General features: G+C 46.1%; 10 protein-coding genes. 5 read left to right on the forward strand and 5 right to left on the reverse strand.

Annotation, left to right across the window (positions count from 1 at the left end):
- Positions 1-71: 71 nt before the first annotated feature.
- The 3 genes from R7D93_RS13875 (at position 72) to dhaR (ending at position 3,908) form a co-directional block, all read left to right on the forward strand.
- Positions 72-1,220, forward strand: a complete 1,149-nt coding sequence (locus R7D93_RS13875; RefSeq protein WP_005379709.1) for a mannitol-1-phosphate 5-dehydrogenase — start codon at positions 72-74, stop codon at positions 1,218-1,220.
- Between the two features lie 86 nt (positions 1,221-1,306).
- A complete protein-coding gene (locus R7D93_RS13880) occupies positions 1,307-1,837 on the forward strand; it encodes an MltR family transcriptional regulator (protein WP_005379708.1) in 531 nt (176 codons plus the stop codon).
- Positions 1,838-1,982: 145 nt separating this feature from the next.
- Entirely contained in the window at positions 1,983-3,908 is a 1,926-nt protein-coding gene (gene dhaR, locus R7D93_RS13885) for a dihydroxyacetone kinase operon transcriptional regulator DhaR (RefSeq protein ID WP_167415666.1), read from the forward strand.
- Positions 3,909-3,988: 80 nt separating this feature from the next.
- Here the strand turns inward: dhaR and ptsP are convergent, their stop codons facing one another.
- From ptsP to dhaK, 3 genes are read right to left on the reverse strand one after another with little or no spacing between them, the layout of a single operon-like run.
- Positions 3,989-6,388, reverse strand: coding sequence for a phosphoenolpyruvate--protein phosphotransferase (ptsP, locus tag R7D93_RS13890; RefSeq protein WP_225496776.1), 2,400 nt, complete (start codon positions 6,386-6,388; stop codon positions 3,989-3,991).
- A gap of 1 nt (position 6,389) precedes the next feature.
- Positions 6,390-7,025 (reverse strand): dihydroxyacetone kinase subunit DhaL, encoded by a 636-nt coding sequence (gene dhaL, locus R7D93_RS13895; RefSeq protein ID WP_213903651.1) that lies wholly within the window; start codon positions 7,023-7,025, stop codon positions 6,390-6,392.
- A gap of 14 nt (positions 7,026-7,039) precedes the next feature.
- Positions 7,040-8,098 (reverse strand): dihydroxyacetone kinase subunit DhaK, encoded by a 1,059-nt coding sequence (dhaK, locus tag R7D93_RS13900; RefSeq protein WP_213970544.1) that lies wholly within the window; start codon positions 8,096-8,098, stop codon positions 7,040-7,042.
- A gap of 353 nt (positions 8,099-8,451) precedes the next feature.
- Here dhaK and R7D93_RS13905 point away from each other — a divergent pair, with 353 nt between their 5' ends.
- Positions 8,452-9,534 carry a glycerol dehydrogenase gene (locus R7D93_RS13905; protein ID WP_171344397.1) on the forward strand — a complete coding sequence of 361 codons (1,083 nt, stop codon included), beginning with the start codon at positions 8,452-8,454 and terminating at the stop codon, positions 9,532-9,534.
- An 84-nt stretch (positions 9,535-9,618) separates the two neighbouring features.
- Here the strand turns inward: R7D93_RS13905 and glmS are convergent, their stop codons facing one another.
- The gene (glmS, locus tag R7D93_RS13910; protein ID WP_213970545.1) at positions 9,619-11,451 is read right to left on the reverse strand and encodes a glutamine--fructose-6-phosphate transaminase (isomerizing); all 1,833 of its coding nucleotides are present in this window, start codon (positions 11,449-11,451) and stop codon (positions 9,619-9,621) included.
- 110 nt (positions 11,452-11,561) lie between these two features.
- The gene (locus R7D93_RS13915) at positions 11,562-12,323 is read right to left on the reverse strand and encodes a DeoR/GlpR family DNA-binding transcription regulator (RefSeq protein ID WP_005379701.1); all 762 of its coding nucleotides are present in this window, start codon (positions 12,321-12,323) and stop codon (positions 11,562-11,564) included.
- Positions 12,324-12,756: 433 nt separating this feature from the next.
- Between R7D93_RS13915 and pykF the strand changes: the two genes are divergently transcribed.
- Positions 12,757-14,169 carry a pyruvate kinase PykF gene (gene pykF / locus R7D93_RS13920; protein WP_225496774.1) on the forward strand — a complete coding sequence of 471 codons (1,413 nt, stop codon included), beginning with the start codon at positions 12,757-12,759 and terminating at the stop codon, positions 14,167-14,169.
- Positions 14,170-14,225 lie beyond the last annotated feature (56 nt).

Here is a 14,225-nt window from a genome sequence, read left to right on the forward strand (position 1 = left end):
GTCACCCCCTATGCGGTTGGCCTCCCCCTAGTTTCGTAAGTCAACATTTTAGACATTGGTAGGTAAGAATTATGAAAAACGCAGTTCATTTTGGCGCAGGTAACATTGGTCGTGGCTTCATCGGTAAACTATTAGCAGATGCAGAAGTCGAGGTCACATTTGCAGATGTAGACGCACCACTCGTCGATCAACTGAGTCACAAGCAAGAATACAAAGTAAAAGTGGTCGGTACTGAGTGCCAAATCGACACAGTAACTCACGTCACCGCGGTAAACTCAGCCAGTGAAGATGTCATTGACCGCATTGTAAAAACCGACTTGGTCACAACAGCGGTTGGCCCTAACGTACTGGACATCATTGCAAAAACCATCGCTACCGGCATAGCTAAGCGCTTTGCAGCAGGTAACGATAAGCCATTGAACATCATCGCGTGTGAAAACATGGTTCGTGGCACCACACACCTAAAAGGTGAAGTGTACAAACACTTGGATGAATCATTGCACGCGAAAGCAGACGAATTGGTTGGCTTTGTCGATTCAGCGGTAGACCGCATCGTGCCACCAGCAGAAGCAGCGAACGATGACCCACTAGAAGTGACGGTAGAGAGCTTTAGCGAATGGATTGTGGATGAGCAGCAATTCAAGGGCGAAATCCCTGACATAGCTGGCATGGAAAGAACCAACAACCTAATGGCATTCGTAGAACGCAAGCTATTCACTCTCAATACAGGCCACTGCATTACCGCTTACCTAGGTTGCTTGAAAGGCCATCGTACAATTCGTGAAGCGATTGAAGACCCAAGTATTCATGCTGAAGTAAAACAGGCGATGCAAGAGAGTGGTGAGGTGTTGATCAAACGTTACGGCTTCGACCGTGACATGCACAATGCTTACATCGAGAAGATTCTAGGACGCTTTGCCAACCCATACTTAGTGGATGAGGTTGATCGCGTAGGTCGTCAACCAATTCGTAAATTAGGTGCAAACGATAGATTAGTGAAGCCTTTACTCGGTACAATTGAGTATGGCACTGAAAATCAAACACTTTTGAAAGGCATTGCCGCTGCGTTGAAGTACACTAACGACACTGACCCACAAGCCGTAGAGCTACAAAACTCATTAAAAGAAGTGGGAGTGAAGAAGACGCTAGCGACATACACAGGTCTTGCAGAAGACAGCGATGAAGTGGCTCAAATCGAGACACTTTACAACCAACTTTGATTTACCTAGGGGAGCTCGGCTCCCCTTCTATGTCCTTCTCTGCTTGAAGAGTTGGGATAGCTAATAATTAGAAATGTATTCAGTATATGGCAGATAACATCAACGAAACCGAGATCATTGAGCGATTAAACAGCGCACCATCGGTACGAGGCTTTTTCATTGCAGCAGTCGACGTTTTTAACGATTCGATCGACGGGTTGGTGCAAAGAATCTTTCGTAAAGATAACTTCGCTGTTCAATCGGTTGTCGGTCCGCTGCTACAAGACTCTGGACCACTGGGCGATCTGTCTGTTCGTTTGAAGTTATTGTTTGGCTTGGGAGTGCTCCCCGATGACATTTACCACGACATCGAAGACATCATCAAACTCAAAAACCAACTCAATAGTGACGCTTCAGATTACGAATTCACTGACCCGAATATTCTAGAACCAATTAAGAAACTGCACTTGGTGAAGAAAATGGGCATGGTACAACTGGAAGTCAGCGAACCAGATGACGACATCGACCTTGAGTTTTATCAGCTACAACTGCAACGTCAACAACAAATCATTAAGTCAGGGCTCTCACTTGCCATTGTCGAGATTTGCAATGAGCTCGGCAAAGACAGCCCTTTTTAATCGAAAAACTGGCAAGGAAGCCTCCTCAACTCGCCCCTCTTTTTGCACATTCTTCTATACAACGTGCGTGAAAGCCATCACAGTCCATATTCCGATGTCTCTGTAACATCAGACCAATCTATCGCTAGTATTGAAACGGTATCGCATGCTTTCAATCGAAGACACTAAAACTAAGTGGGAGTTTTTCCAGAAACACCACTGGGTATCTCCAGAATTTTCCCGCACTCCCGTCCTCGAGTCGTGGGAGCGTTGCATAAAGCAATGCAGCCCTTACACCTGGTCAAAACCACATATTGCCTCTGGATTTACCTTCTCATCTCTAATGAAGCGCAACGAACATCTCATCGAATGCGCCACGACCGTACTTGAAGATACGTACGATATGCTTGGTGACGAAGACCTGGTATTGATGGTAACCGATGGCAACGGCTGTATTCTCTCCACCGTCGGGCACGACTCTATGCGACAAGAGATGCAAACGCTCGGCATAAAACAAGGCTGTTTTCTCTCCGAAGGAAAGATAGGCACAAATGCAGTCAATCTCTGTATCAACACTCATATCCCGTGTGAAGTTTTTGCTGCCGAACATTTCAATCGCCACTTGCACTCTTATGCCTCTGTAGCGGCGCCTGTTTTTGACCAATTTGGCAAATTACGCGGTACAACATGCCTTTTCAGAAAAGCGGAAAGCTATAAGAAAGAAGACTTAGTCATCATCGCGTCGAGCGCGAAAGAAGTCAGCTTGCAAATCCACATTCAGTCGGAACAAGAGAACATGAACCGCCTCACTTGTGCGCATAACGCAACGTTAGAGTGCATGGATGACGGCCTTCTAGCGTGGGATGAAGAAAATCGCATCACCATGGTAAATCACCAGTCCGAGCGTTTGTTAAACATTGAAGCCAGTCAGGTCTTGGATAAAGAAGTCTTTTCTGTTTTACGCTTCCCACCGAATGTCCTTACTAGTATTGAGTCAGGTGCGAGCATAAACCGTAAACTCACAACGGTAGAGGTTCGTGGCGAGTTTGTTGAAGCGATCATCACCTTGCGTCCACTCAACGACGGCACACACTTATTGTTCTTGCACCCTATCGATAAAATTCGCGAACTTGCTCAACAACAAATAGGTGGCAGTGCGCGCTATACGTTCAGCACTTTGCCCGTCATTTCACGAAAAATGAAGCATGTCATTACCGTGGCAAAACGGGCCATAAAGTCAAAATCACCGATTCTAATTACAGGTGAAGAAGGCGTAGGAAAAGCCACTCTCGCCATGGCGATTCATAACGAAAGCGCCTACAAAGAAGGACCATTCATTACGCTCAACTGCCGCTCCATCAATACAGAGCAACTGGTCAAAGAAACCTTGGGATACGACGAAGGGCAAGGCATGCCTTCAAAGTTTGAGCTCGCCCATGGCGGTACGCTCTTTTTAGAAAAGGTGGAATATCTGTCGCCCGATTTACAAGCCGTGCTACTTAAGTTGTTAAAAACTGGGCTCGTCAGCCGCAGCGACAGTTTGCGATTGATCCCCGTAGATTTTCAACTTATTACCAGCACCTCTTCAGAGATCAGCGAGTATGTCACTCAGCGCTCATTTGGTCGGCAACTTTATTATGAAATCTCATCGAACGAGCTGCATATTCCACCACTACGAAAGCGTAAAGAAGACATTGAATTTCTCGTCCAGCAACTTATCAGCCATTATGAACGCCGCCACAATGTGACGATCTCGATAGAGCCAGTCGCACTGGAAGCGTTGATGAATTTTCGTTGGTCAGGCAACAACTCTGAATTAAGAAATCGAACTGAGCGAATTTTGCTTAACCGCAGTTCCAACTTAATCAAGCTGAACGATATTCCTGAAGACATTAAACTGAATTCTCGCCATACCGCAGAAAATACGCCAGTAATCACGTTAGAAGAAGCCGAGAGAAGAGCTATTGTTCAGGCTTGGAATCAGTGTGATGGCAAAATGCATGATATGGCGAAAGCATTGCAAATTGGCCGCACGACCTTATGGAGAAAAATTAATAAGTTTGGGCTGCAGGAGCAAATGAAACTGTATTAAGTCGTGAATTGGCGTTCCTATAACAAAAGTAAAACCGGCGTAAGCACGCCGGTACAGATGTACTAACGATAAGGTATCGATTAAACATCGACAGACAACTGACGAATCTGCGCTTTTAGTCCCGGGAGCATACTTGAACTGGCGCTGAATTTTCGCAACCCCACGCGAAGCAATGTTTCTGTGGCATTTGGATCGCCAGCCATCTCACCACACATACTAACCGGTATGCCCGCGCGATCGCCTGCTGCACACGTGAGCTCAATGGCTTTTAGTACCGATGGTTCAAAGTAGTTCACCAATTCAGCAACGGCGGCGTTACCTCGATCGGCGGCCATAACATATTGAGTCAAATCATTGGTGCCGATAGAGAAAAAGTCGACTTCTTGGGCTAACGCATCAGCATTTAATACCGCGGCTGGCACCTCAATCATAATACCAACGGGCAAATGAGTCGCATCCAAGCCGAGTTGGTTTGCTTGATGCGCCAACAGCGCTTTTACTTTTCTCACTTCTTCAACCTGAGCCACCATCGGTATCATCAATTGAATATTCGGTTGCTCGTGAAAGGCTCTCAGAATGGCTCGAAGTTGAGCGGTAAACAATGACTCATGTTGAAGGCACAACCGCACCCCTCTCAAACCTAAAAATGGATTATCTTCTGCTGGCATAGGATAAGCGGCTAAAGGCTTGTCACCGCCAACATCTAGACTACGAATCGTAAGTGGCTTATCACCAAGTGCGGCAGCAATATCACGATACACTTGGTATTGCACTTCCTCAGTCGGCAACTCATCACTGTTTTGAAATAGAAACTCAGTCCGGAATAGACCAACGCCCTCAGCTCCTGATGTTAGTGCATCATCAATATCTTTCGGTCCACCAATATTGGCGAATACTGGAATATGGACACCATCACAGGTGACTGCGGCTTGCTGAGCACTCGCTAGTGCACTTTGTCGGGTGCTTTGCCACTCAATTTGTTGCGCTTCTAATTCCTGTTGTATTGCATCTGAAGGAGAGAACCATAAATGCCCTCGAAAGCCATCAATAGTCACCACTTGCCCAGCACGCACAGCATCAAGGCAACCCTGAGCTTTAACGATGGCAGGAATCCCCATCGCACGAGCAAGAATCGCACTGTGAGAGGTTTTTCCTCCTTCACTCAAACAGATACCAAGCACTTTAGATTTATCAAGCCCGGCCGCATCAGAAGGCATAAGGTCACGGGCCAACAAAATACTCGGTTCCTGAATGTCGATGGCATTAGGCGTTACGCCTGTCATTTCGACCATAACTTGGCGTGCTATATCATGCACATCTGCTTCGCGTTCCCGCATGTACTGACTTTCTGCCTGGCGAAACTCTTTGGCCAACGTTTGCAGTGATTCTACCCAAGCTTGCTCGGCTATCATGCCCGTTTGAATTCGCGACTCGACCGATGCCCATAATTCTGGGTCACTGAGCATCATGCTATGAGCGGAAAATATTTCCCCTTTCGGCTGCTTCGCTTGCTCCTGCAAATGTTGAACAACCACGCCTATCGCACGCTTAACCCGTTCAATTTCATCTTGTTCACTTTGGAAATCACGTTCAGGCACTGCTGGCATTTCATGAGTAAAAAGGACAGCAGGAGCAGTAGCGATACCGTCATTGACTCGAATACCAACAACAGCACCTTCAATCTGATTTGGGACCATGTCATCGAGCAAAGTATCCGTGCTCTCTTCAGATTCGATAATGCCTTGCTCAACCGCCTCTTTTTCTCCGAAGTGCTCACTAGCTAAGGCTTCAAATGCCTTGATTGCTTCACTGGATTGAGGTCCAAGTGCGCACAGCGTGATCGTCTCTTGGCTACAAACGCCAAGTTTCGCAATGCTGTTTAAGCTTTTTGCGTTCACACGGCGCTCGCCTTTTTTCAACCATAATTGGCAGTCAAAAGGCGCGAGTGCACCAACAATGGCCGCAGCGGGACGAGCATGTAATCCATGCGGATTTTGCACCACCCAATCAAATGTCCGTTCTTGCTCAAAGTTCTCTGATACTGGCGCTATCTCAGCGGATGTTAGTGGCTGATCACCAAGGTGCTCTTGTTTTACGCTTAACGCATTCTGTGCCTCTTCGACTACCGTCGATAAAGGTAGTCCGGCAGCAGCAGCCACCGACGCCGCCATGGTCCCTTCAACAATAGGGGCCGAGATAAGGGTGACATTTTCCCTCACATGATCATCAACCAGATCCAGAGCCATTTCCGTGCTAAGCAACGCGCTGCCAAGATCCATCAACACAACAACCCCTTGTTGATCTTGTACCTGCTCAATCGCTTCCATCACGGCAATGGCATCGGTTCCGATCGGGTTCTCTGGATCATCAATCCCAGCAGCAATCGCAAGCTTGGCTTTGCCTTGCGTCATTTGGGTGGCAAGTTCTGCCACCCCTTCTGCAAGTCGACGACTATGAGATACAACTACAATTCCCACCATCTTAATTACCTGCTATTGCCTGCTGTAGTACTTTAATCATTAACAAAGAAGAGGTTGCACCGGGATCTTGGTGACCAATACTACGTTCCCCCAGATAGCTTGCTCGCCCTTTTTTCGCCAACATTTCAATCGTGGCAACCGCGCTCGTTTCTGCTAGTTCAACCATTTCATTCAGTAAGTGATCGGCGCTCATGCCATTTTCTAACGACGCCTTCACGCTAACTAAAACGGGTAACCAAACATCACACATGGTTTTATCACCCAGTTCCGCTTTACCACGAGACACCACGCCATCCACACCGCTTTTTAGTGCATCCACCAACTCTTCAAACGTTAGTTGCTCTCGGGTTCCGACAGCGGCAGCCGTGCGAATAAACAGCGTGCCATACAGCGGGCCACTTGCCCCACCGACACTAGAAAGCAAGGTCATGCCCGTATTCTTGAGAATGCTGCCGATATTTTGGTCCGCAAATTGCGGCAGTTTTTCAGCAACTTTTTTAAAGCCACGGTTCATATTGAGACCGTGGTCGGCGTCACCAATATCACGATCAAGGTCGGTCAGAAAATCTTGATTCTCTTGATACGTTTTTGCACATAACTCTAGCCAGTGAACGATATGTTGTTTTTCAATTTGCATGTTTGCTCCCCCTGTTACCACTTGATCGCGGCCGTATCGACAGGAGCATCAAACAGCTCCAACATCTCTTTGTCTGCCTTCAGCAACGTAATCGAAACGCCTTCCATATCAAGTGACGTACAGAAGTTGCCAACCATATTACGTACGATACGGAACCCTGCTTGCTCGCAGTTATGAGCCAGACGGCGGTACACTCCGTAAAGCTCTGAAGTTGGCGTACCACCCATACCATTCACCATCACGATGTAGTCGTGTTCAGCGGCGAAAGGCTCAATGCTGGATTCCACTTCATCCCATTCACCTTCGTCACGATTCCAAATACGCAATGTGCGCTGATAAGGCGTGTTTTCAGCAACTTCAGCAAACATTTCATCCACTAACGTATCGACATCGGTGTATTTCACTCGCTTGATACCTGGTTCACCATGGATACCAACACCAAACTCAACTTCATCATCTTCCAGAACAAAAGATGGTTTACCCGCCGCTGGTACAACACAAGCATTAAGTGCCACACCAAATGAACGACAGTGATTATTCACGCGACGAGCCAGTGCTTCACATTGCTCCAGCGAATAACCTTTGTTCGCGGCAGCCCCAACTAACTTTTCAACCAATACCGTTCCAGCAACGCCACGGCGACCAGCGGTGTATAGGCTGTCTTTGACTGCAACATCGTCATCCACCAACACCGACCCAACTTTGATACCATCGGTATGAAGGAGCTCCACGGCCGTTTCAAAGTTCAATACGTCTCCGGTGTAGTTTTTAATGATAAATAGCACGCCTTCACCAGTATTCACTTGGTTGCCACATTCGTACATTTGATCAGGTGTAGGTGAAGTAAATACCTCACCAGGACAGGCGCCTGTCAGCATGCCTTTACCAATAAAACCAGCGTGCAAAGGTTCATGACCACAGCCACCACCAGAAACCAGTGCCACTTGCCCCGGCGTTTCCTCGTGCCACATGTAACGAGGCTCGTAGTTCGCTTTTAGCTCAGGGCGGGACAATGCCAGGCCTTCCATTTGCTGCAATACAACATCATCAACGTGGTTAATTAACTTTTTCATCGTTCTATCTCATTCCATTTATATTTTTATGTAGGGTATGAATTCATCTTAAACAGAGAAAAAGCGTGCTCAACAAAAATCAATCCGTTTCATATTGAAACAAAAACTTCGGCATTTTTGTTTCAATATGAAACGTAAAACGACAAATTGTCCTGAATAGTGATCGTCGCCATAAAGCATGCTGATGCTTATTACTTCTGACAGTCGGTTTGACACAGAGGTCATAAAAGCATGGAACAAAACCAGAGATATCCTTCACCACTTACCACACCAAACCTAATATAAACCTTATCCCTACAATGGATATTCATTGCAGTCCAAAACACACATAAAAAAGGTTAAAGGTTTGAATTATGGACAAAATTATTATCAGCCCAAGCAAATACGTCCAAGGTGAACAAGTACTTACATCTATCGCTCACTATGTGAAAACATTAGGTGAACGTCCGTTAGTAATTGCCGATGAGTTCGTGACTAACCTGGTTGGTGATGACGTCAAGCAAAGCTTTGCTGACGAAAAGCTTCCACTCACTATGAACATTTTTGGTGGCGAATGTTCGCGCGTTGAGATTGAACGCATCACGGACATTTGTGCCACTCAGAAACACGATGTCATTGTCGGTATTGGTGGTGGTAAAACGTTAGATACAGCAAAGGCTGTTGCGTTTTACACAAAAATTCCTGTCGTGGTGGTTCCTACGATTGCCTCGACAGATGCACCAACCTCAGCGCTTGCGGTGATATACACACCTGAAGGTGAATTTGCAGAATATTTGATGATCCCTAAAAACCCAGACATGGTCATCATGGATACGTCAGTCATCGCCAAAGCCCCTGTTCGCTTACTTGTATCGGGGATGGGCGACGCGCTTTCCACCTACTTTGAAGCTCGTGCCAACATGACTTCTGGTAAGGCAACAATGGCTGGTGGGTTAGCGACGCGTTCAGCACAAGCGCTTGCGAAACTTTGCTATGAAACCTTGCTTGAAGATGGTGTAAAAGCAAAAGCTGCGGTAGAAAATGGTGTGAGCACCAAAGCGGTAGAAAACATTATTGAAGCCAATACATACCTAAGCGGTATCGGTTTTGAAAGCAGTGGTCTAGCGGGTGCTCACGCTATTCATAACGGCCTAACTAAGCTTGAAGAGTGTCATCATCTCTATCATGGTGAGAAAGTCGCGTTCGGCACACTAGTTCAGCTGGTACTAGAAAACGCAGCGATGGAAGAGATTAATACGGTTCTTGCATTCTGCCGCTCTGTAGGTCTACCAACCAACTTATTTGATATGGGCGTTAAAGAGCTTAACCACACTAAGTTGCGCGAGGTCGCCGAAGCCTCAACGGCCGAGGGAGAAACCATCCACAATATGCCATTCCCAGTGACGGCAGAAAATGTCTACTCTGCAATTCTAACCGCTCACCAGTTGGGTCAATAACTCACAAACCTTAAAGTGGGTTTAAATAAAAAAAGCGGCACATACTCTCGCATGTGCCGCTTGGATTTTTGCTGTTAAGCGTAATTACTCAACCGTTACCGCTTTCGCTAGGTTACGTGGTTGGTCTACGTCCGTACCTTTGATCAGTGCTACGTAGTAAGACAGTAACTGCATTGGGATGGTGTAGTAGATCGCCGCCGTGATTTCACTAACGTGAGGCATCGTGATGATCTTCATTGTTTCATCGCCTTCGAAGCCTGCGTCTGCATCTGCGAATACGTATAGAAGGCCGCCACGCGCACGCACTTCTTCAACGTTTGATTTTAGCTTTTCAAGTAGGTCGTTGCTTGGTGCAACCACAACAACTGGCATGTCAGCATCAATTAGGGCCAGAGGACCGTGTTTCAGTTCACCCGCCGCGTACGCTTCTGCGTGGATGTACGAGATCTCTTTCAGTTTTAGAGACGCTTCCATCGCGATTGGGTAGAACTCGCCACGGCCTAGGAACAATGTGTGGTGCTTGTCTGCAAAATCCGTTGCTAGTGCTTCAATTTCTTTCTCGAAAGAAAGTGCCGCGTTGATTTGCTTAGGAAGTGCGTGTAGCGCTTCAACAATCTCTTTTTCTTTCTCTTTGCTGATGCGACCTTGCTCTTTACCCAGTGCCGTTACCAACATAAGTAGTGCAGAAAGTTGAGTCGTGAACGCTTTGGTTGAAGCCACACCGATTTCAACACCAGCGCGAGTCATGAACGCAAAATCTGATTCACGAACCAGAGAAGAGCCTGCTACGTTACAAATGGTCATCGCCGCCATGTAACCTTTCTCTTTTGCTAGGCGAAGTGCTGCTAGCGTATCAGCGGTTTCACCAGACTGAGACAACGTGATCAATAGGCTGTTTGGACGAGTCACAAACTTGCGGTAACGGAATTCAGACGCAATTTCTACATCACAGCTAACACCTGCAATGTCTTCAAACCAGTAACGTGCCGTCATACCTGCGTTGTAAGACGTACCACACGCCACGATTTGTACGTGTTCTACTTTGCTTAGAATGTCTGCCGCGTGCACACCGATCGCGTCTGTCACAACAGAATCTGACGTGATACGACCTTCCATTGTGTTGATCAACGCTTTAGGTTGCTCATAGATTTCTTTTTGCATGAAGTGACGGTATTGACCTTTATCACCTGCATCATGCTCTGCATTAGATTCAACAATTTCACGCTCAATTGGCTCACCCGTTGCATCAAACACAGTGACTTCACGGCGAGTGATTTCTGCTACGTCCCCTTCTTCTAGGTACATGAAACGGCGCGTAACGTTAAGTAATGCAAGTTGGTCAGACGCTAGGAAGTTTTCACCCACACCAAAACCGATCACGATCGGGCTGCCTGAACGCGCTACTACGATGCGTGAAGGATCTTTGCGATCCAACGCTACCGTGCCGTATGCGCCTTCAAGTTGTTTTGCTGTTTTTTGTACCGCTTCTAATAGCGTTTCTGAAGTACGAAGTTCCCACTCAACCATATGTGCGATAACTTCTGTATCCGTTTGCGATTCAAACACGTAGCCACGAGATTGAAGCAGCTCACGCAGCTCTTCATGGTTTTCGATGATGCCGTTATGGACCACTGCGATATCACCAGACATGTGTGGGTGAGCGTTGATTTCAGAAGGTTCACCGTGCGTCGCCCAACGAGTGTGCGCAATACCAGTTCCGCCGATCACTTTTGCTTCTTCTACTGCATCAGCCAATTCTTGTACTTTACCCAAGCGACGAACGCGCGTTAGGTTTGATTCGCCATCAACAACCGCAACGCCAGCAGAGTCGTAACCGCGGTACTCTAAGCGGCGTAGACCTTCAACCAAAATTTCTGCAACATCTCGTTGTGCTACTGCACCTACGATTCCACACATGTGTTTATCTCCGTTTGTAGTTTTGTTCTTCCCTAGCCATGATTTCAAATAGAGGCAGCAAGCAAAGGCCTTTATCCAGAGGGAAGTAAAATATGAAACTGATTACATTATTAGGCGCAAATGACTTTCACGCCATGTTGTTCAATCTGTACTTTATGCTCTGCTTGGATATCTGCATCGGTCACCAACACATCAACTTGATGCCAAGCGAGCTCTAAGTTTGGGATCTTACGGCCGATTTTTTCGGACTCGATCATTACGATCACTTCACGTGACGCTTCTGCCATTACCTTACTTAAGCCAACCAACTCATTAAATGTGGTGGTTCCACGCTCGAGATCGATGCCATCCGCACCGATGAATAGTTGGTCAAAGTCGTAAGCTCGTAATACAGATTCGGCCACTTTGCCTTGAAAGGACTCTGAGTGCGTATCCCAAGTACCACCAGTCATCAGCAGTGTCGGTTCGCTCTCTAATTCATTTAGGGCGTTAGCAACATGCAACGAGTTGGTCATGACCACTAAGCCACGTTTGTCATTCAACTGTTGAATCAGCGCGGCAGTCGTGCTGCCACTGTCGATCACGATGCGATTATGATCGCGAATCAATGATGCAGCTGCTTTTGCTAAGCTTAACTTTCGAGTCGAAACATTAGCGCCCAATTCTTCGTGAATGACTTCCTTTGGGATAGCAATCGCACCGCCATAGCGGCGTAGAAGTTGGCCGTTTTTCTCTAAAGAAGCTAAATCCTTTCTAATCGTGACCTCTGAGGTTTCGAATTTCTGAGCAAGTTCATCAACGCTGACTTCTCCTAGTTCAGAAACCAAGTTAGAAATGGCGTGTCTTCTTAATTGAGTATTTCGTTTCGACATTTAAGTTTTGATTTTAAGTTTCGATGTGAAACTTATTATAGTCAAACCGAAACTTTTAAGTCCATTTATTTCGATCCAAAAAATTAATATTTCTCGATAAAACCTTGTCCTAAGACAATTCTTAAACAGTGATATTGGATTCATTCAGTGGTAGAATTCGCCACCGAAAAGAAAAAAAATTACAGAATTGAAGGCTATTTTTTTGCAACTTTCTGCATATAAAGTGGGATTAGTCACAAAAAGGTAACCAAAATCGCCGATCTTTTAGTCATAAAATGACTAAACTTGGTGAAAGACTTTCAGAATCTGAAGTTCTAATAATGAGACGAAAAATCGGTGGGTGACAGGTACTAAATGTCATCAAAAACGTCCTAACTTCAGAGTAAATAACCGACTTTCAAATTGTAACTATACTTACCGGAGAGTATCTTCCATGAAAAAGACCAAAATCGTATGTACGATTGGCCCTAAAACAGAATCTGTAGAGAAGCTAACTGAACTAGTTAACGCAGGCATGAACGTAATGCGCCTTAACTTCTCTCACGGTGACTACGAAGAACACGGCACTCGTATCGCGAACTTCCGTAAAGTAATGGAAGCTACTGGCAAACCACTAGCAATTCTTCTAGATACTAAAGGTCCAGAAATCCGCACTATCAAGCTAGAAGGCGGTAACGATGTTGATCTAGTAGCAGGTCAAGAATTCACTTTCACAACTGACACTTCAGTTGTAGGTAACAAAGATAAAGTTGCAGTAACTTACGCTGGTTTCGCAGCAGACCTAAACGTAGGTAACACTATCCTAGTAGACGACGGTCTAATCGAGATGGAAGTTATCTCTAAGACTGAAACTGAAGTTAAATGTAAAGTTCTTAACAACGGTGCACTAGGCGAAAACAAAGGTGTTAACCTTCCTGGCGTTTCTGTAAACCTACCTGCACTATCTGAAAAAGATAAGAGCGACCTTAAATTTGGTTGTGAGCAAGGCGTTGACTTCGTAGCAGCTTCTTTCATCCGTAAAGCGTCTGACGTTCAAGAAATCCGTGAAGTACTTGCTGCAAACGGCGGCGAGAACATCCACATCATCTCTAAGATCGAAAACCAAGAAGGTGTTGATAACTTCGACGAGATCCTAGAGCTTTCTGACGGCATTATGGTTGCACGTGGTGACCTAGGTGTTGAAATCCCAGCTGAAGAAGTAATCTTCGCTCAGAAAATGATGATCGAGAAATGTAACCGTGCACGTAAGATGGTTATCACAGCAACTCAAATGCTTGATTCTATGATCAACAACCCACGTCCTACTCGTGCGGAAGCAGGCGACGTTGCTAACGCGGTAATGGACGGTACTGACGCAGTAATGCTTTCTGGTGAAACGGCGAAAGGTAAATACCCTGTTGAAGCGGTAACTATCATGGCTCAAATCGCGAACCGTACTGACTCAGCGCTAAAAGCTGAACTAGGTTCTCGTCTAGACAGCCCACGTCTTCGCATCACTGAAGCAGTATGTAAAGGCGCTGTAGACACAGCTGAGAAACTAGCAGCTCCACTTATCGTTGTTGCAACTGAAGGCGGTAAGTCTGCACGTTCAGTACGTAAGTACTTCCCAACTGCAAACATTCTAGCGCTAACAACTAACAAGAAAACTGCTGCACAGCTAGTTCTAACTAAAGGTGTTACTCCTGTAGTTGTTGATTCAATCGAAAGCACTGACGCATTCTACGTAGCGGGTAAAGAACTTGCTCTAGAATCAGGTCTAGGTAACAAAGGCGATATCGTTGTTATGGTTTCTGGCGCTCTAGTTGCTTCAGGTACTACGAACACAGCTTCTGTACACGTACTATAAGACTGAACTTTTAACACTTCAGTTTCTTGAGAAGGAGGGCTTATGCCCTCCTTTTT

Source organism: Vibrio sp. YT-15 (assembly GCF_033337445.1).
GTDB classification, from domain to species: Bacteria; Pseudomonadota; Gammaproteobacteria; order Enterobacterales; family Vibrionaceae; genus Vibrio; species Vibrio alginolyticus.

Bases quoted from the DNA above. Each gene is read 5' to 3' on its own strand.
- dhaL (WP_213903651.1), bottom strand. From the start codon at position 7,025: ATGCAAATTGAAAAACAACATATCGTTCACTGGCTAGAGTTATGTGCA.
- R7D93_RS13915 (WP_005379701.1), bottom strand. From the start codon at position 12,323: ATGTCGAAACGAAATACTCAATTAAGAAGACACGCCATTTCTAACTTG.
- glmS (WP_213970545.1), bottom strand. From the start codon at position 11,451: ATGTGTGGAATCGTAGGTGCAGTAGCACAACGAGATGTTGCAGAAATT.
- R7D93_RS13875 (WP_005379709.1), top strand. From the start codon at position 72: ATGAAAAACGCAGTTCATTTTGGCGCAGGTAACATTGGTCGTGGCTTC.
- dhaR (WP_167415666.1), top strand. From the start codon at position 1,983: ATGCTTTCAATCGAAGACACTAAAACTAAGTGGGAGTTTTTCCAGAAA.
- R7D93_RS13905 (WP_171344397.1), top strand. From the start codon at position 8,452: ATGGACAAAATTATTATCAGCCCAAGCAAATACGTCCAAGGTGAACAA.
- dhaK (WP_213970544.1), bottom strand. From the start codon at position 8,098: ATGAAAAAGTTAATTAACCACGTTGATGATGTTGTATTGCAGCAAATG.
- ptsP (WP_225496776.1), bottom strand. From the start codon at position 6,388: ATGGTGGGAATTGTAGTTGTATCTCATAGTCGTCGACTTGCAGAAGGG.
- R7D93_RS13880 (WP_005379708.1), top strand. From the start codon at position 1,307: ATGGCAGATAACATCAACGAAACCGAGATCATTGAGCGATTAAACAGC.
- pykF (WP_225496774.1), top strand. From the start codon at position 12,757: ATGAAAAAGACCAAAATCGTATGTACGATTGGCCCTAAAACAGAATCT.